This window comes from Brachymonas moutaii (nom. illeg.), assembly GCF_049977365.1.
Classification (GTDB): Bacteria; Pseudomonadota; Gammaproteobacteria; order Burkholderiales; family Burkholderiaceae_C; genus Brachymonas.
Window position 1 is genome coordinate 44,666 of record NZ_JBNGEN010000005.1, and the last position, 17,592, is coordinate 62,257.

General features: G+C 63.1%; 17 protein-coding genes and 1 tRNA gene. 11 read left to right on the forward strand and 7 right to left on the reverse strand.

Annotation, left to right across the window (positions count from 1 at the left end; genetic code table 11):
- Positions 1–221: 221 nt before the first annotated feature.
- Both tldD and rodA read right to left on the reverse strand, forming a co-directional pair.
- Entirely contained in the window at positions 222–1,739 is a 1,518-nt protein-coding gene (gene tldD / locus ACP2WS_RS07200; protein WP_426460203.1) for a metalloprotease TldD, read from the reverse strand.
- A gap of 105 nt (positions 1,740–1,844) precedes the next feature.
- Positions 1,845–2,999: a rod shape-determining protein RodA gene (rodA, locus tag ACP2WS_RS07205; RefSeq protein ID WP_374492166.1), complete on the reverse strand. Its 1,155-nt coding sequence runs from the start codon at positions 2,997–2,999 to the stop codon at positions 1,845–1,847.
- A 171-nt stretch (positions 3,000–3,170) separates the two neighbouring features.
- Between rodA and ACP2WS_RS07210 the strand changes: the two genes are divergently transcribed.
- Together ACP2WS_RS07210 and ACP2WS_RS07215 are read left to right on the forward strand one after the other, a co-directional pair.
- Complete coding sequence (locus tag ACP2WS_RS07210; RefSeq protein ID WP_374492167.1) at positions 3,171–3,950, forward strand: enoyl-CoA hydratase; 780 nt, start codon at positions 3,171–3,173, stop codon at positions 3,948–3,950.
- Between the two features lie 85 nt (positions 3,951–4,035).
- Positions 4,036–4,112 (forward strand) — tRNA-Met (locus tag ACP2WS_RS07215).
- Positions 4,113–4,263: 151 nt separating this feature from the next.
- On the opposite strand, the gene ACP2WS_RS07220 is transcribed toward ACP2WS_RS07215, so the two are convergent.
- Positions 4,264–4,515: a hypothetical protein gene (locus ACP2WS_RS07220; RefSeq protein ID WP_426460204.1), complete on the reverse strand. Its 252-nt coding sequence runs from the start codon at positions 4,513–4,515 to the stop codon at positions 4,264–4,266.
- Positions 4,516–4,760: 245 nt separating this feature from the next.
- On the opposite strand from ACP2WS_RS07220, the gene ACP2WS_RS07225 reads away from it, so the two are divergent.
- From ACP2WS_RS07225 to ACP2WS_RS07260, 8 genes are all read left to right on the forward strand, one after another.
- Complete coding sequence (locus tag ACP2WS_RS07225) at positions 4,761–5,255, forward strand: hypothetical protein (RefSeq protein WP_426460205.1); 495 nt, start codon at positions 4,761–4,763, stop codon at positions 5,253–5,255.
- Positions 5,256–5,474: 219 nt separating this feature from the next.
- The gene (miaB, locus tag ACP2WS_RS07230) at positions 5,475–6,821 is read left to right on the forward strand and encodes a tRNA (N6-isopentenyl adenosine(37)-C2)-methylthiotransferase MiaB (RefSeq protein ID WP_426460206.1); all 1,347 of its coding nucleotides are present in this window, start codon (positions 5,475–5,477) and stop codon (positions 6,819–6,821) included.
- A gap of 126 nt (positions 6,822–6,947) precedes the next feature.
- On the forward strand, positions 6,948–7,802 hold the full coding sequence (locus ACP2WS_RS07235; protein ID WP_374492315.1) for an ABC transporter ATP-binding protein: 855 nt from the start codon (positions 6,948–6,950) through the stop codon (positions 7,800–7,802).
- A complete protein-coding gene (gene mlaE / locus ACP2WS_RS07240; RefSeq protein WP_374492171.1) occupies positions 7,799–8,578 on the forward strand; it encodes a lipid asymmetry maintenance ABC transporter permease subunit MlaE in 780 nt (259 codons plus the stop codon). The genes ACP2WS_RS07235 and mlaE overlap by 4 nt, the downstream gene beginning before the upstream one ends.
- Positions 8,579–8,613: 35 nt before the next feature.
- Positions 8,614–9,171: an outer membrane lipid asymmetry maintenance protein MlaD gene (gene mlaD, locus ACP2WS_RS07245; RefSeq protein ID WP_426460208.1), complete on the forward strand. Its 558-nt coding sequence runs from the start codon at positions 8,614–8,616 to the stop codon at positions 9,169–9,171.
- The gene (locus ACP2WS_RS07250) at positions 9,168–10,211 is read left to right on the forward strand and encodes an MlaA family lipoprotein (RefSeq protein ID WP_426460209.1); all 1,044 of its coding nucleotides are present in this window, start codon (positions 9,168–9,170) and stop codon (positions 10,209–10,211) included. The genes mlaD and ACP2WS_RS07250 overlap by 4 nt, the downstream gene beginning before the upstream one ends.
- Positions 10,212–10,434: 223 nt before the next feature.
- On the forward strand, positions 10,435–11,082 hold the full coding sequence (locus ACP2WS_RS07255) for an MlaC/ttg2D family ABC transporter substrate-binding protein (protein ID WP_426460210.1): 648 nt from the start codon (positions 10,435–10,437) through the stop codon (positions 11,080–11,082).
- A gap of 44 nt (positions 11,083–11,126) precedes the next feature.
- Positions 11,127–11,417 carry an STAS domain-containing protein gene (locus ACP2WS_RS07260; RefSeq protein WP_426460300.1) on the forward strand — a complete coding sequence of 97 codons (291 nt, stop codon included), beginning with the start codon at positions 11,127–11,129 and terminating at the stop codon, positions 11,415–11,417.
- A 170-nt stretch (positions 11,418–11,587) separates the two neighbouring features.
- Here ACP2WS_RS07260 and ACP2WS_RS07265 read toward each other — a convergent pair whose 3' ends face one another.
- Complete coding sequence (locus ACP2WS_RS07265; RefSeq protein WP_426460211.1) at positions 11,588–11,929, reverse strand: hypothetical protein; 342 nt, start codon at positions 11,927–11,929, stop codon at positions 11,588–11,590.
- A gap of 380 nt (positions 11,930–12,309) precedes the next feature.
- Here ACP2WS_RS07265 and ACP2WS_RS07270 point away from each other — a divergent pair, with 380 nt between their 5' ends.
- Positions 12,310–12,543, forward strand: coding sequence for a hypothetical protein (locus tag ACP2WS_RS07270; RefSeq protein ID WP_426460212.1), 234 nt, complete (start codon positions 12,310–12,312; stop codon positions 12,541–12,543).
- A gap of 28 nt (positions 12,544–12,571) precedes the next feature.
- Here the strand turns inward: ACP2WS_RS07270 and ACP2WS_RS07275 are convergent, their stop codons facing one another.
- From ACP2WS_RS07275 to ACP2WS_RS07285, 3 genes are all read right to left on the reverse strand, one after another.
- Entirely contained in the window at positions 12,572–13,759 is a 1,188-nt protein-coding gene (locus ACP2WS_RS07275; protein WP_374492178.1) for an acetate/propionate family kinase, read from the reverse strand.
- A gap of 315 nt (positions 13,760–14,074) precedes the next feature.
- Complete coding sequence (locus tag ACP2WS_RS07280) at positions 14,075–15,466, reverse strand: bifunctional enoyl-CoA hydratase/phosphate acetyltransferase (protein ID WP_374492318.1); 1,392 nt, start codon at positions 15,464–15,466, stop codon at positions 14,075–14,077.
- Positions 15,467–15,597: 131 nt separating this feature from the next.
- Entirely contained in the window at positions 15,598–17,403 is a 1,806-nt protein-coding gene (locus tag ACP2WS_RS07285; RefSeq protein WP_426460213.1) for a PHA/PHB synthase family protein, read from the reverse strand.
- Positions 17,404–17,592: the final 189 nt, after the last annotated feature.

Here is a 17,592-nt window from a genome sequence, read left to right on the forward strand (position 1 = left end):
GCAAAAAAAAACCGCCGGAGATCCGGCGGTTTTGAGAAGTGTGCTTTTGCAGTTGAGCTCAAGCCTCTCGTCCGCCTGGGACCGAGAACCAAAAGCCAAAATAAAAAGCACGTGAAACTTGCATGGCTGCAATATAGCACGATTTCCCGGGCTGCTGTCAATAGGCTGACGCGTCAGCCCGATGTTCGGGGAATATCGCCGGGCAGGGGCCGGGCCTGTGTTCAGGCTGTGCCGCCCACCGTGAGGCCATTGATGCGCATGGTGGGCTGTCCCACACCGACGGGCACGCTCTGCCCGTCCTTGCCGCAGGTGCCCACGCCGCTGTCGAGCTGCAGGTCGCTGCCGATCATGCTCACGCGGGTCAGCGCATCCGGGCCGTTGCCGATGATGGTGGCCCCCTTGACGGGATACTGGAGCTTGCCGTCTTCCACCCACCAGGCCTGGCTGGCCGAGAACACGAACTTGCCGCTCGTGATGTCGACCTGTCCGCCGCCGAAGTTGGTGGCGTACAGCCCCTTCTTGAGGCTCGACACCACGGTCTGCGGATCTTCGCTGCCGCCGAGCATATAGGTGTTGGTCATGCGGGGCATCGGCGTATGGGCATAGCTTTCGCGGCGCCCGTTGCCGGTGGAGCTCGCGCCTGTGAGACGCGCATTGAGGCGGTCCTGCAGATAGCCGCGCAGAATGCCGTCCTCGATCAGCACGTTGCGCTGGGTGGGATGCCCTTCGTCATCGACATTCAGGCTGCCCCGGCGATCCGGCAGGGTGCCGTCGTCAAGCACGGTCACGCCCTTGGCCGCCACCCGCTGCCCCAGGCGGCCACTGAAGGCGCTGCTGCCCTTGCGGTTGAAGTCGCCTTCGAGCCCGTGCCCGACCGCCTCGTGCAGCAGCACACCGGGCCAGCCCGATCCGAGCACCACATCCATCACGCCGGCAGGGGCAGGGCGGGCTTCCAGGTTGGTCAGGGCAGCCTGCACGGCTTCGTCCACATACTGCTGGATCAGGGTGTCGTCAAAGTAATCCAGGCCGAACCGGCCGCCGCCTCCGCTGGATCCGACCTCACGGCGCACTTCGCCTCCCTGGGTCTGCTCTGCAATCACGGTCACACTCAGGCGCACCAGGGGCCGCACATCTGCGGCCACCTTGCCATCGAGCCGCACCACCAGAACCACATCATTTTCTGCGGCCAGTCCTGCCATCACCTGTCGGATGCGAGGGTCGCTGGCGCGGGCCCGCTTTTCCACCTTTTCCAGCAGGGCCACCTTGCTCGTGCTGTCGAGTGTGCCGATCGGGTCCAGCGGAGCGTACAGGGCCCGGCTGCGCGCCTTGCGCGTGTCGGCGCGCCCCACGCGCTGGCGTCCCTGCTGGCCAGCTGCTCCGATGGTGCGCACGTTGCGTACCGCATCCATCAGCGCCTCGCGCGAAATGTCGTCGGAATAGGCAAAGGCCGTCTTTTCGCCGGAAACCGCACGCACGCCCACGCCCTGGTCGATGCTGAAGCTGCCGGTCTTGACGATGCCTTCTTCCAGGCTCCAGCCTTCGCTGCAGGTGTACTGAAAGTACAGATCCGCATCGTCCACCTGATGCGTGTGCATGGCAGCAAGTGCCTTGTGCAGGCGAGGCAGCGTGAGATCGAAGGGCGTCAGCAGCAGGCGCTCGGCCAAGGCAAGCCGCTCGCTGGTGTGGCGCTTGCGCGGACGATCGGAAAGGGCGGAAAAATCGGGAAGATTCAGGGTCATGTCCGCATTGTAGGGGGACTCGCCGCGACGCGGGACAGGCTCTCTCCCGGCCCCTGCCGGGGCCATGGGCGATGCATGGCGCATGGCCTCGGGAGGGGCGGGAACTCAGGAGTGGAAGGTGCGCTTGTCCCTCGCAATGGCAAACATCATGCCCAGCGCCAGTCCCAGGGTGACCATGGCCGTTCCTCCGTAGCTGATGAAGGGCAGGGGTACCCCCACCACCGGCAAAATGCCGCTCACCATGCCCATGTTCACGAAGGCATAGGTGAAGAAGATCACCCCGATGCTGCCTCCGAGCAGGCGTCCAAACTGCGAGCTGGCGTGGGCTGCCAGATAGAAAATGCGGTAGATCAGAAACAGGTAGGCCAGGAGCAGGGCCAGATTGCCCACCAGCCCGAACTCTTCGCTGAAAGAGGCGAAGATGAAGTCCGTGGTGTGCTCGGGAATGAATTCCAGATGCGTCTGGGTGCCCTTCATGAACCCCTTGCCCCAGATGCCGCCGGAGCCGATGGCGATCATTCCCTGCAGGATGTGGAAGCCCTTGCCCAGCGGGTCGCGGGTGGGGTCGAGCAGCGTGCAGATGCGCTGCTGCTGGTAGTCGTGCAGCACAGGCCAGCGCACTCCGTCGGCACACAGCCGGGGCTCGAACCAGACCAGCAACCCAATGCCGATGGCGCCCAGCACCACAGGGGGAATCACGAGCTTCCAGCTCAGTCCGGCAAAGAAGATGATGGACATGCCGGCAATCAGCACCAGCAGGGCCGTCCCCAGATCGGGCTGCTTCATGATGAGCCCTACCGGAATGACCAGCAGCAGCCCGGCAGCGGCATAGTCCACCGGGCGCAGCTGACCCTCCCGCTTCTGGAACCACCAGGCCAGCATGAGCGGCATGGCGATCTTGAGCAGCTCGCTTGGCTGGATCACCACGCCGATGTTGATCCAGCGTCGAGCCCCCTTCTTGGTGATGCCGAAGAGCGCCACCGCCACCAGCAGCGCCACGCCTATCGTGTAGAGCGGCACCGCAAAGGACACCAGCCGTTGCGGCGGAATCTGGGCTGCCACGAACATCATGAATCCCGCCAGCAGCATGTTGCGGCCATGGTCGGCAAAGCGCGATCCCATGTCGTGCCCGGACGAATACATGGCCGTCAGGCCGATGCACATCAGGATGAACACGGCAAAGGCCAGGGGACCATCGAAGCCCCTGAACACCGAGAAGACATATTTCCACCAGGGTGGCCGGTTCAGCACTGCAGACATGGCGGGCATTATCCCAGTTCTGCCGCGCCGGTGACATGGTGCTCGGGTATAGTGGGCGGTGATGGACGGCTCCGCCCGTCCAAGGAGCAGGCGCCCAGCGCGCCGATCTGCAGCCGGCTCTCGGGCCGGTGTGTGCATGTGCAACAAACACTTTCCTTCAGGAGCTCACTCATGGCTTATGAATGCATCCAGACCCGTATCGAAGGCGAAAAGGTGGGGGTCATCACCCTGTATCGTCCCCAGGCCCTCAACGCCCTCAATGACCAGCTGATGACCGAACTCGGCCAGGCGCTGCAGGCCTTCGAGGCAGACGACAAGATCGGCTGCATGGTCATCACCGGCAGTGAAAAAGCCTTTGCCGCAGGCGCAGACATCACGGCCATGGCAGGCTACAGCTTTGCCGATGCCTTCGGCGGCGACTACATCACCCGCAACTGGGAGGCCATTCGCCACATCCGCAAGCCCGTGATCGCCGCTGTGTCCGGCTATGCGCTGGGTGGCGGGTGCGAACTCTCCATGATGTGCGACTTCATCATCGCTGCCGACAATGCCAAGTTCGGCCAGCCCGAGATCAAGCTCGGCATCATCCCCGGTGCTGGCGGCACACAGCGTCTGCCACGCGCCGTGGGCAAGGCCAAGGCCATGGACATGGCCCTGACCGCCCGCATGATGGATGCCACCGAAGCCGAGCGTGCCGGACTGGTGAGCCGCGTCGTGCCGCTCGACAAGCTCATGGAAGAGGCTCTCGGCACTGCCCTGGTGATCGCCAGCATGCCGCGTCTGGCCGTGTTCGCGGCCAAGGAATCGGTCAACCGCGCCTTTGAAAGCGGCCTCTCCGACGGTGTCATGTACGAACGCCGCCTGTTCCACAGCCTGTTCTCCACCCATGACCAGAAGGAAGGCATGGCCGCCTTCGTCGAAAAGCGCAAGCCTGCCTTCACCAACAGCTGATCCACCGGCGTGATGCGAAGCGCAGCAACTTTTGAACTCGGCATGCCCAGAGTTTTCAAAAGCCATGCTATACTTCGTCTCCTACGGCGCTTTAGCTCAGTCGGTTAGAGCGATGGAATCATAATCCACAGGTCCGCGGTTCGAGTCCGTGAAGCGCCACCAATAAAAACCCCTGCCTTTTTGCGAAGGCAGGGGTTTTCTCATTTTAGCTGTGAGTATGGGGAGCGCAGGCGTCCTCTTGCCTCATGGGTATCCCCAAAGGCGCCAGCCACAGAGCGAGGCGTGGCTGGCCGCTCTCTGCGTTCCGTTCTTTTCAGTAGCTGGTGTCGTAGGCGTCGGAGTTGTCGTGGATCCAGCGCCGCAGTTCTTCCACCTGGGTGCTCTTGAAGATGGTTTCTCCCGTGATGGCATTGGAGACGCTGTAGATGGCGGTGCCGGGGATTTCATCCCCCTGGATGTCGATTTTGGCGACCTTGGTCAGCTTGATGGGAATGTTGTTGGCCAGGAATTTGGGTACATTCATCCTGAGGTGGCCGTAGCTCAGTTCTTCGGGTGCAGCGCTCATGTCAATCCCCTGAAATAGCGGGTGAGGTAAAATCGCTGGCCGCCCGTGCTGCACTGCTCCAGGAGAGTGCGGGCTCCGCGTCTTGCCGTTCCATTATGCAGGGTGTTCGCATCCGCAGCGAAAAGGCCGGCCGCAAGTTTTACAAATCCCGATTCGGGATGATACGGATAGGACAGCAGTGTTCCCGCTCCGGGCGCGCATGCCGTTCTTCGGTCCTCATTCCTTTCAGCCTCTGGATCTACACCATGAACCGCTGCATGTCCCGTCTGGCGCTGTGTGCGCATGTGCTTGCCTTGTGGGGGGCGGCAGGGAGTGCCCTTGCCGATACCGGCTTTCCGGTGGCAACGGACAGCACGTCTTCCTCCCAGCCCTACATGCGGCACCGCAGTTTCCCAGACAAGGCAGAGCGGGGCATGATCGAGTTCGTGGAGCCGCCGGCCATCCGGGTCGATGGCCACGACGAGCGGCTTTCGCCGGGGTCGCATGTGCGCGGGCCGCGCAATCGCCAGCTGTCGGCACGACAGCTCGGCGGTACGGGCATTCTCTATGACGCTCTGTATTTGCGCGATGCCAGCGGGCGCATCGGCGACATTTGGCTGCTGGATCGCGAAGAGGCGCAGCAGCTCTCGCCCCGTCAGAAGCGCGACCAGGCCCTGCGCATGATGGGGGTGGATCCCACGCGCAGGGTTCGGCGCGACACCCCCTTTGATCAGCTGCCTACCTTCGACGGGACGCAGTGACGGCATTTCCCGGGCGGGCTGCGTTTCTGGTGTCAGGCAGGAGGCGTTCCGACCTGTGGAAGCGATTCCATCGCCGGGCCGCTCGGCCGCAGTGACGGTGACGCGCATGGTCATGCCATCTGCGGTGGCAGGGGCTGTGGCCTCCGCTTCCTGAATTTGAATTCTTCATCCTTCCATTGAATGGCTGCATGCGCATGGCGTGCGGCAGGAGTTTCCCTCATGTCCAATTCCACTCCCCGCAAGGTTTACATCAAGACATTCGGCTGCCAGATGAACGAGTACGACTCGGACAAGATGGCCGATGTGCTCGGTGCAGCGCAGGGCTACCAGAAAACCGACGACGTGGAGGAGGCCGATCTCATCCTCTTCAACACCTGCTCCGTGCGTGAAAAGGCGCAGGAAAAGGTCTTCAGCGATCTGGGGCGCATCCGGCATCTCAAGGCACGTGGCGTGAAGATCGGGGTGGGGGGCTGCGTGGCGAGTCAGGAGGGGGCCGAGATCATCCGGCGTGCGCCTTTTGTGGACGTAGTGTTCGGTCCCCAGACACTGCACCGGCTGCCTGAGCTGCTGCAGGAGAGCGAGGCGCAGCATGCGCCACAGGTGGACATCAGCTTTCCCGAGATCGAGAAGTTCGATCACCTGCCGCCTGCCCGGGTGGAGGGGGCATCAGCCTTCGTGTCCATCATGGAAGGCTGCAGCAAGTACTGCAGCTACTGTGTGGTGCCCTACACGCGCGGCGAGGAGTTCAGCAGACCGCTGGAGGAAGTGCTGATCGAGGTGGCGGGGCTGGCCGACCAGGGCGTGAAAGAAGTGACCCTGCTGGGGCAGAATGTGAATGCCTACCGAGGAAAGATGGGAGATGGCGGCGAGATCGCCGATTTTGCGCTGCTGATCGAGTATGTGGCCGATATTCCAGGGATCGAGCGCATCCGCTACACCACGAGCCATCCGAACGAATTCACCCAGCGGCTCATCGACGTCTATGCCCGCGTGCCCCAGCTGGTGAGCCACCTGCATCTGCCGGTGCAGCATGGCAGCGACCGCATTCTCATGGCCATGAAGCGTGGCTACACCGCCATGGAGTACAAGAGCATCATTCGCAAGCTGCGTGCCGTGCGGCCGGACATCAGTCTGTCGAGCGATTTCATCGTGGGGTTCCCCGGCGAGACGGACGACGACTTCGCCCGTCTGCTCCGTCTGATCGAGGATGTGGGCTATGACTCCAGTTTCAGCTTCATCTTCAGTCCACGTCCCGGTACCCCGGCTGCGAATCTGGCCGACGATACGCCGCACGAGGTGAAGCTGCGCCGGCTCCAGCAGGTCCAGGCCTTGCTGGAGGAAAACGTGCGGCGCATCAGCGCCAGCCGGGTAGGTTCGGTGCAGCGCATTCTGGTCGAAGGCCCCTCCCGCAAGAACCCCGAAGAGCTCATGGGGCGCACTGCCTGCAACCGCATCGTGAACTTCGCCGCAGGAGCGGGGCGTGATCGCCTCGTGGGGCACATGCTGGACGTGCGCATCACCGAGGCGCTGCCGCATTCCCTGCGGGGCGAGGTGCTGACTGCCTGAATGGGGCAGATGACTTCAGGGTGGAAGGAGCCCGACAAGGGGGCCGTGCAGGTCTCGGGCGCAGGCCTTAGAATCCTTGGCATGTCCATGTCCCCTGCCGTTTCCGGGGCCCCGGTGACCACGTCGATGGCTTCCGGGGCCGAGCCGTCCTCTGCCGTGCCTGCACTGGTGGAGTTGCGGCATGTGCATTTCAGCTATGGCGAGGGGCCGGAGATTCTCCGAGATGTTTCCCTGACGGTGCCCCGTGGCAAGGTCACGGCCATCATGGGGGCTTCAGGCGGAGGCAAGACCACGGTGCTGCGGCTCATCGGTGGGCAGCAGCGTGCGCGCAGCGGCGAGGTGCTCCTGGGCGGCGAGGATGTGGGGCGTCTGGATCATGCCGCCCTGTATGCCGCACGGAGGCGCATGGGCATGCTGTTCCAGTTCGGTGCCCTGTTCACCGACATGACGGTCTTCGACAACGTGGCGTTTCCCCTGCGCGAGCACACGCAGCTGCCCGAGTCGATGATCCGCGACATCGTGCTCATGAAACTCAATGCCGTGGGACTGCGGGGAGCGCGCGATCTGATGCCGAGCGAGGTGTCGGGAGGCATGTCGCGGCGGGTGGCATTGGCGCGGGCCATTGCGCTCGATCCTGAATTCGTCATGTACGACGAGCCGTTTGCCGGGCTCGACCCCATTTCCCTGGGCACCATTGCCCAGCTCGTGCGCCAGCTCAACGATGCCATGGGGCTCACCAGCATTCTGGTGTCGCACGATCTGGATCAGACCTTCCGCATCGCCGACCATGTGGTCATTCTGGCCAATGGCATCATCGCGGCGCAGGGCACACCCGATGACATCCGGCGCAACGAGGACCCTCTGGTGCGCCAGTTCGTGCAGGCTTCGCCGGATGGCCCGGTGCGCTTCCACTACCCGGGCCCCAGTCTGGCGCAGGACCTGGGGCTGCGCGATCTGCAAGGGCAGGCACAAAAGCCATGAACTATCTCAATCCCTCCGATCTCGGCTATGCCCTGCGCCGTCAGGTGGTGCGGCTGGGCATGGGCGCACGCCTCTTCGGCCGCCTCATCACCTCCGTGGGAAGCTGGCGCCGACCGGGACTCATCCGGGACCAGGTGCATTTTCTGGGCAACTATTCCCTGTCCATCATCGCCATTTCAGGGCTTTTCGTCGGGTTTGTGCTCGGCCTCCAGGGCTACTACACCCTCAAGAGCTTCGGCTCCTCGGAATCGGTGGGGCTGCTGGTGGCACTGAGTCTGCTGCGTGAGCTGGGGCCGGTGGTGACTGGGCTGCTCTTTGCCGGCCGTGCGGGCACTTCGCTCACGGCGGAAATCGGCCTCATGAAGGCGGGCGAACAGCTCGACGCCATGGAGATGATGGCCGTCAATCCGGTGGATCGCATTCTGGCACCGCGCTTCTGGGGCGGGGTGGTGGCCATGCCGGTCCTGGCTGCCATCTTCAGCGCTGTCGGCATTCTGGGGGGCTGGCTGGTGGCGGTCAAGCTCATCGGGCTCGACGACGGCTCCTTCTGGAGTCAGATGCAGGGGGGAGTCGATGTCTGGAAGGATGTGGCCAATGGGGTCATCAAGAGCGTGGTGTTCGGCATTGCCGTGACCTTCGTCGCCCTGTTGGAAGGATATTCGGCGCGGCCCACGCCAGAAGGGGTGTCCCGTGCCACCACCCGCACCGTCGTGGTGGCTTCGCTGACCGTGCTGGCACTCGATTTCCTGCTCACGGCCATGATGTTCAGCATCTGAGCAGCGCACAAGAACAACGGAAGGATTCTTCGATCATGCAACGTTCCAAAGTCGATATCTGGGTAGGACTGTTTGTGCTGCTGGGAGGCGTCGCACTGCTTTTCCTGGCGCTCAAGGCCGGCAATCTGCTGTCGCTGGGCAGCAGCAAGGGCTATGAGGTCCAGGCCGTGTTCCAGGACATCGGGGGGCTCAAGCCCAAATCCGCCGTCAAGAGCGCGGGGGTGCTGGTGGGGCGCGTCAAGAGCATTCACTTCGACGACAAGACCTATCAGGCCATGGTCACCATCGATCTCGACAGCCAGTATCATTTTCCTTCCGACAGCTCCCTCAAGATCCTGACCAGCGGGCTGCTGGGGGATCAGTACATCGGCATCGAGGCCGGGTACAGCGACGCCAGCTGGAAGCAGGGTGACAAAGTCACCAATACACAGTCTGCCGTGGTGCTGGAGAACCTCATCGGCCAGTTCATCAACAGCAAGGCCGAACAGGCCGGCAGCAGCGATGGTTCGGCCTCCGACGGCAGCGATGCAGGCAAGGCGGCCGCACCTGCTCCCGCTCTCGCCAAAAGCAGCAAGCAAGGAGCCAGCCAGTGAAACACGTGTCCCTGTCCTCTTCTTCCGTCCGCGTGCCCCGTCGCTGGCTGTGGGCGCTCGGAGCCTCGGTTGTGCTGGCCGGCTGTGCGACGGGCCCCACGGCCAACCCCGCCGATCCGCTCGAACCCTGGAATCGCGGCGTCTACAGCTTCAACGATGCCTTTGACCGGGCCGTGTTCAGACCCGTCACCGTGGCCTACACCAAGGTGACACCGGGGTTCGTGCAGACGGGTGTGCGCAATGTGTTCAGCAATCTGGGCGATGCATGGTCGGCCGTGAACAGCGTCCTGCAGTTCAAGGGCCAGGAGGCCATGAACAATTTCTGGCGCTTTGCGATCAACACCAGCTTTGGTCTGGGCGGCATCTTCGATGTGGCCTCCGAGGCACGCATCCCCCAGAAGCGCGAGGATTTCGGCCTGACGCTGGCCCATTGGGGCATGGGGCCGGGACCCTATCTGGTGCTGCCCATTCTGGGCCCTTCCACGCTGCGTGATACGGCAGCTCTGCCGATGGACTGGTACATGAATCCTGTGGGGGCCATTCACAACGTGGATGCCCGCAACGGCGTCATTGTGCTTTCTGCCGTCAATACCCGCGCGGGTCTGCTCGACACCACCGATCTGCTCGACCAGGCTGCCCTGGATCCCTACAGCTTCATGCGGGACGCCTATCTGCAGAATCGCCAGTATCAGGTGGCAGCGCAGAACGCGGATGGAAGTGTCGCCACGCCGGTCACTCCGGCTTCAGGGGCAGCATCGGCGGCCGATGGCTATGCGCCGCCGCCCGATGGCACAGACGGCTACGAGCCACCGCCCGAGGGACAGGATACCGCCACAGCACCTGAACCGGCTGCATCGGCCACCGGGGCTGCATCAGCGCCTGCGGCCGCTGCCTCTGCGGAGGTGGGGACAACGGGAGGAATGGTTGCCCCCAAAACAGCCGAATCGGTGGGACAGCAGAGCCGTCAGATCATGCCGGCTGCACCGCAGCTGCTCAACCGCCTCAACAACAACTGGGGCGGCACGTTCTGGAAACGATGAATCGCCGTGGTCCCCACGCTGCAGTGAAGTTGTAACAAGAACGACCGATTCGCTGCACGGTGCGTGCCGGATGCCGCATGCGTTGCATTCGGTTGCATCTCGGCCCGGTGTGGGCTCAAAGCGCTGCCAAGATGGCGGCACGGGATTGGCTGGATGCCGGTCGGCATAGGCGGCCCAGTTTCGAATATTCCATCCATGGATTGCACAGAAGGAGAAAAACACCATGCTACGTCGTACTTTCACCGCTTCCCTCGGTTCCGTGGCCACTGCCGCTGCTCTGCTGGCCGGGTCTGCCCTGCCTGCAGCGGCATGGGCAGCTGACCTCAGCCCCGAAGCCATGGTGCAGAAGGTGTCGGGTGACACGCTGGCATCCATCAAGGCCGACAAGGCCATGCAGGCAGGGGACGTGAACCGCATCATCCACCTCGTCGACAGCAAGGTGATGCCCCATGTCGACTTTGCACGCATGACGGCCTCGACGGTCGGTCCCGCATGGCGCACTGCCACCCCTGCCCAGAAGGCCCGTCTGGAGCAGGAGTTCAAGACGCTGCTGGTGCGCACCTATGCCGGCGCCTTCAAGATGGCTGGTGACAAGCAGGTCAAGGTCTATCCGGTTCGCGGCGGTGCAGCATCCGACGTGCTGGTGCACAGCCAGCTCATCGGTGGTTCCGGTCAGCCGGTCAATCTCGACTACCGGCTCGAAAAGACGCCCGGGCACGGATATGGCTGGAAGGCCTACAACCTCAATGTGGGCGGTGTGTGGATGATCGACACCTACAAGCAGCAGTTCGCGCAGGAAGTCAACACCAAGGGGGTGGACAGCCTCATCGCTTCGCTGGCCGCCAAGAACCGCGCCAATGCCGGCCGGTGAGTGGGGTAGGGCGAATCATTGAATCCCTTTGAGAAAGCGTGACCATGTTGAGCCTGCCTTCCGAAATCACGGTCCATACGGCGCCGGCAGTCGAGCGCAGTCTGCGCGAGCAGCTCCTGCGTGAGTTGGGCCATGCGGTTCCCGCTGTCGATGCGGGGGCGCTCAGCAAGTTCGATTCGTCCGCGCTGGCGGTGCTGCTGGCTCTGCAGAGAACCTGCGAGAAAGAGGGGCATGCGCTCAGCATTTTCCATGCGCCGTCTCATTTGCGCACGCTGGCCCAGCTTTATGGCGTCGGCCAGCTCCTGTGGAATGACGGCGTGATCGGAACAGCCTGACCAGACTGACCGCACGGCACCCGCCTGTGATGTCTGTGGCGGCTTGCCATGATGCGATGGGCATGGGGAAACTCCATGCCCTGTGAGGCGCCTTCGGCTGAAGGCGCTTTTCTTTTTGTCCTGAGCTCGCAGAAAACGCAAGCAAGCTCTGGGGAACAGCAAGAAAGCCGTTATTTCTTGCTGTCTTTGCTGCTGCTCTTGCGCGAAGCAGGAGCCGGGGAGCCTTCTGGCCGGAGCGCGTCGTTCTGTGGGACTGGGGCGTCTTCGTGCAGGTCGGCGACATGCCGGGAAATGTCGAACAGGCGCGATTTGCCGGCGTAATGGCGATCCAGCCGCCATTCCTGCAGGATGGCAAGAGCCAGATTGAAATTGTCGTAGTCCAGCAGGTAGATATCCGAAATCGGAAAGTCGGCTTCGGATTCGAGCGCCAGCACCAGTCGTGACAGGGTTTTAGCGCTGTCACTTCCGGGATTCTTCTCGATGAACTTCCGTGCTTCCTTGATCGCACGCATGATGGGGGGCCTTTCAGGGACTGAGGGATTGGAAACGGGCTTGCTTGCTGCAGGACCGCGACTTGGAGAGCCTGAGCCTGCAGACAGGAAATGCACCAAGAAAAGGCATTTCAGCCGCTTGCGAAGATTGTAGGGAGTACCTCGAGGCGCGAGAAGGGGGCGTCATCCAATGTTCACGAAACCGTCGCACAGGGCGGAGGAGGGCGGAGGAGGGCAGACAGGGCACAAGGCCTCGTACAGGCTACCGACAGTCTCCTCTGCCTCCGGAAGACGCAATGGGAAACGGGCACAATAGGGCAGCCACGACCCCGCTCCTCAGGCAAATGCCGACGCCAAGGAGCTGGATGCGTGTCCTCAAACCTGTACCAGGAGACATGTCCATGAAACGTTATGCCCTGAATGCTGCCGGGAAGGCAGCCATTGCCGCCTTTGTGGAGCGGTTCGGCAGCCTCGAGCGCACGGCCGAGAGCTATTGGCCCGATGCCGAGACGTCCGCTCCTGACCTCGACAAGGGGCTGGATGCCGTGGTCGAGATGCCGCGCGAATTCAGCAGTGATGGGCTGCAGCACGATCTCGTGCTCAAGGCCGAACATTTCGATGTGAGCCAGAACTAGGCTGGTGTGCATCGGGGGCTGTCGGGGTTCACTCCGTGAATCCCAGCAGCTCGTGGCTGCGCTGGGCGGCTACCCATTCTTCGTTGGTGGGTTCCACCGCGATGGTGAAGCCACTCTCTGGGGCAGAGATGACGCTGGCATGGCGGGCATTGGCCTCGGGGTCGAGTCGAGCTCCCAGCCATTCCAGCTCGGCGCAGACGCGTTCCCGGATCGTGGCGTTGTGTTCCCCCACGCCGGCGGTGAAAACGAGCAGATCGATGCCTCCCAGTGTGGTTGCCATGGTGGCGATCTGTTTGGCGATGCTGCGCACATAGACCGCGAGGGCGAGGCGGGCGCGGGGATTGTCGTGCTCGACCGGAAGCAGATCCATGGTGTCAGCCGAGAGCCCGGAAATGCCCAGCAAGCCGGATCGGTGGTAGAGCATGTGTCCCACCTCCTCCAGAGAGAGTTTCTGGATTTCCATGAGGTAGATGACGGCGCCGGGATCGAGAGCGCCGCAGCGCGTGCCCATCATCACGCCATCGAGCGACGAAAAGCCCATGGTGGTGCCTACGCTCTGCAGGTGGTGCATGGCGCACAGGCTTGCTCCGCTGCCGATGTGGGCGACCAGGGTACGGCCGCGAGCCAGATCGCCGTGGCGTTCGGGCAGCGCAATGCTCATGTAGTCGTAGGACAGTCCATGGAAGCCGTAGCGGCGCAACCCGCCTTCCCAGGCCTCCCAGTCGATGGGGAGCATCTTCTCGACATCGGGCAGGGTGTGGTGGAAGGCCGTGTCGAAGCACGCGATCTGGGGCAGGCGGGGATATTCCTCCAGCAGGGCGGCAATGGCTTCGAGAGCGAAGGGCTGGTGCAGGGGCGCCAGGGGGATGTAGCTGCGCAGGTCATCGAGTACGGCTGCATCCACGCGCACAGGGGCAAAGTACTTGGTACCACCATGCACCACGCGGTGGGCCACGGCGGCAATGCGGCGTTCCCCCTGGTAGTCCACGACCAGATCCCGGATATGTTCCAGTGCCGCATGGTAGGGGCGCTCCGGGTCGAGATGGAGGTCGACCGAGGGTGCAGCAGTGGTGTCGCAGGTGGGGTGGGTGCCCCCGATGCCGTTGACCTTGCCTCCCCAGATGCGCTGGCGCGGCACCTTGCCAGCAGAGGTTTCGAACAGGGCAAATTTGATGCTGGAGGAACCGCAGTTCAGGACGAGGATGAGTTTGCTCATGAGTGGAAGGAAAAAGGAACGGACTGGAGAGCGAAGAGAGTGCTGTGTTGTGCAGAGCACACGCCGCTTGCGCATGAGAAAGCAGGACGCAGACTGGGGCAACGTCCCGGCTTGCGCTATGCGGGCCGAGTCATTCTGACGGCAGTTCTGTCATGACGTTTCCTGTGTAGCGTTGTGGCCGCAGAGGAAGTGGACAGCAAGGCAAGGAAGGCCCGTCGAGTGGGCGGGAGAAGAAGGGAAGAGGGGCGAAAGGGGGGCATCATGTGCGAGCTCCCCTTGTCGTCTTCTGACGGCAAGGGGATGCCGCAAGGTGCCTCAGGGCGGCGTGACGCGGTAGTGGTGGGCCAGCACCACGGCCAGCGCGCAGGATGCGATGCGCGATTCTTCTTCGTCCGCGCGGCTGGTGAGAATGATGGGCAGCTTGGCTCCGAGCACGATGCCTGCCATGTGGGCACCGCCCAGGTATTCGAGCTGCTTGGCCATCATGTTGCCGCTTTCGAGGTCGGGGACGACAAGGATGTCGGCCTCGCCGGCTACTTCGGACTGGATGCCCTTGATGGCCGCCGCATGGGCAGAGACGGCATTGTCGAGCGCCAGGGGGCCATCGAGCACGCCACCGGTGATCTGGCCGCGATCGGCCATCTTGCACAGGGCAGCGGCATCGAGCGTGGCGGGCATGGCCGGATTCACCGTTTCCACGGCAGCCAGGATGGCCACCTTGGGCCTGGCCACGCCGATGGCATGGGCGAGATCGATGGCGTTGCGGATGATGTCGGCCTTGACCTCCAGCGTGGGGAGGATGTTGATTGCCGCATCGGTGATGATGAAGGGGCGCGGGTAGGCGGGCGACTGCAGCAGGAAGCAGTGGGTGATGCGCCGCTTGGTGCGCAGACCGGAATCCTTGGCCACGATGGCGCGCATGAGCTCGTCGGTGTGCAGGCTGCCCTTCATGATGGCTTCGACCGTGCCGGCACGGGCCATCTCGGCAGCACGCTCGGCGGCGGCATCGCTGTGGGGGACGTCCTCGATGGCGATGCCGCTCAGGTCATATCCACACTGCTCTGCGAGGGCTTCGAGTCTGGACTTGGGGGCGATGAGCACCGGCTCGATCAGGCCCCGGGCGGCAGCCTTGAGGGCGGAGTCCAGCGTGAGGGCATTGCAGGGGTGGACGATGGCCGTGCGGATGCGACCCAGGGTGAGGGCATAGTCGACCAGGCGGCGGGCACCATCCTGCGCCGGAATGAGGCGGACTTCCGGGATGCCGTGGGGCACCCATTCGACATGTTCGCGCGGAGGAATGACCGTGGCGTCGCCCGAAATGACGGTCTTGCCGTGCTGGTTGGTGCACTCGCAGCTGAAGGTGATGTGGCGCTTGACCTCGTCGCGGGCGCTGACCGTGAGGGTGGTGGTAATGGTGTCGCCCACCAGCACGGGCGCGCGGAAGTGCAGGGTCTGGCCCAGATAGATGGTGCCTGGCCCGGGAAAGCGCATGCCGAGCACGGCGGAGATCTGTCCGGCACCCCACATGCCGTGCGCGATCACGGTCTTGAAGATGCTGTTGGCAGCGTATGCGTCATCGATGTGCTGGGGATTGAGATCGCCGGTGGCCAGGGCGAACAGGGTCACGTCCTCGCGGGTGAGGGTATGGGTGATGCTGGCACTGTCGCCCATCTGCAGTTCGTCGAAGGTGCGGTTGTGCAGTGCCATGGGCTCGCCGTTTTCCTTGACGGAAAGGTCGGGGCTCACGGTGACGAAATGGCTGCTGGGAGTATTCAGGATGTTCGGGATATCGGGCATGGCGGATCGTGCGTGAAAGGTGAACGGGTAAAGGAACGGTTTCAGCGTTGCAGGACGTAATGTCCAGGGGCGTCGCACAGGACGGGGCAGCCGCCGTCAGGGGCACCCATGGTCGGAGGAGCGATGGGAGCACCGGAGTGCGCATCGAGCCAGCGGTTCCAGGATTCCCACCACGAGCCCTCGAAGCTCGGTGCGGTGGCGGCCCATTCCTCCTGCGAAAGGTAATGCCCGCCTGCCTTGCGGGTCATCTGGCGGTAATGGCGGTGGGGGTGACCGGGTTCAGAGACGATGCCGGCGTTGTGTCCGCCACTGGTGAGCACGAAGGTGATCTCGGCATCGCTGAGCAGGTGGATCTTGTAGACCGAACACCAGGGAGCGACGTGGTCGCTCTCGGTGCCCACGGCAAAGACGGGTTGCCTGATCTCGGATACCGCCACAGGACGGCCGCCGACCTCGTACTTGCCGCGGGCAAGGTCGTTGTGCAGGAACAGCTTGCTCAGGTATTCGGTGTGCATGCGCGCGGGCATGCGGGTGGCGTCCGCGTTCCAGGCCATGAGGTCGATGCTGTGTCCGCGGTCGCCAAGCAGATATTCCTGCACCATGCGCGACCAGACCAGGTCGTAGGAGCGCAGCCAGGTGAAGGCGGCGGCCATCTGGGTCGAGTCGAGGTAGCCACGTTCGGCCATCTGTGCCTCGAGCAGGTTGAGCTGGCTCTCGTCGATGAAGAGCGCGAGCTCCCCGGGTTCGGAGAAATCGGTCTGTGCAGCCAGGAGCGTGACGGAAGCGAGGCGCTTGTCGTCATCGCGCCCCATGGCAGCCGCGCCGATGGACAGCAGCGTGCCGCCCAGGCAGTAGCCGCAGGCGTGAATGCCCTGATCGGGCACGATGCGGCCAATGGCGTCGATGGCGGCATAGAGGCCTTCGCGCAAATAGTCTTCCATGCCCAGGTTGTGCTCGTGCAGCCCGGGGTTCTTCCAGGAGATGGCAAATACCGTATGCCCCTGTGTCACCAGATAGCGGATCATGGAGTTGTGCGGGGACAGGTCGAGGATGTAGTACTTCATGATCCACGCCGGAACGATGAGCACGGGCTCGGGGCGCACCTTGTCGGTGGTGGGGCTGTACTGGATGAGTTCCATCAGCTCGGTGCGCAGCACGACCTTGCCCGGAGTGGCCGCCAGATCCTTGCCCACCACAAAGTCTTCGGTGATCGCTGCAGGTGCGTTGTGGAGCTTGCGCTGCATGTCGTCGAAGAAATTCTTGAGACCACGCGCCAGGTTGGCGCCATGTTCTTCCTTGGTGCGATGCAGCACCATCGGATTGGTGAGCGCGAAATTGGCTGGCGAGTACATGCTGATCCACTGGTGGGCGCAGAAAGACACCCAGTCGGCATGGTGGGGGTCGACTCCACGCACGTTCTGCGTGGCGGCGCGCCACCAGCGTTCCTGCATCAGATAGCCCTGCTGCAGCAGACTGAAGGGCCAGTTCTGCCAGGCCGGATCGGCAAAACGGTGGTCTTCCACAGGGTAGCGCACGGGGTCTGCAGCGCGCAGACCGACCAGCGGAGCGAGCTTTTCCTGCAGGGTGTGATTGCGGCTCTCCACGGCAAAGCGATGCAGTTCCGTGAGCATTTGGGTGGCGAGCTGCCAGAGCTCCAGCTGCTTGCCGGGGGAGGCCATCAGGTGGACCATCCAGTCGTAGAACGCCATGGTGTTGAGCGCAGGAGACTGCGAACCCGTGGCCTGGGCAATCAGTGCCTGGAACTTCTGGTCCAGCACCCGGGAAGGGGTACGGGATGCCAGAGAGGAGGAATCATCCGAAGGAGTGCGGGTGGTGGGACTACGCATGGGGTCGATCCAAGAAAAGGGAGCGGAACAGAATCACCTGACTCATCCGGCTTTCCCCACCGTCGGCACCGAAGCAAAACGGCAGCAGGGAGAGCATGACAAGCCTAGGGGAATCTCATTCCTTTTACAAGTTGTGCAAGTCAGCTGCATGACAAGCATAGCGCCAATGCAGGCCGAAAAAGTGCACGA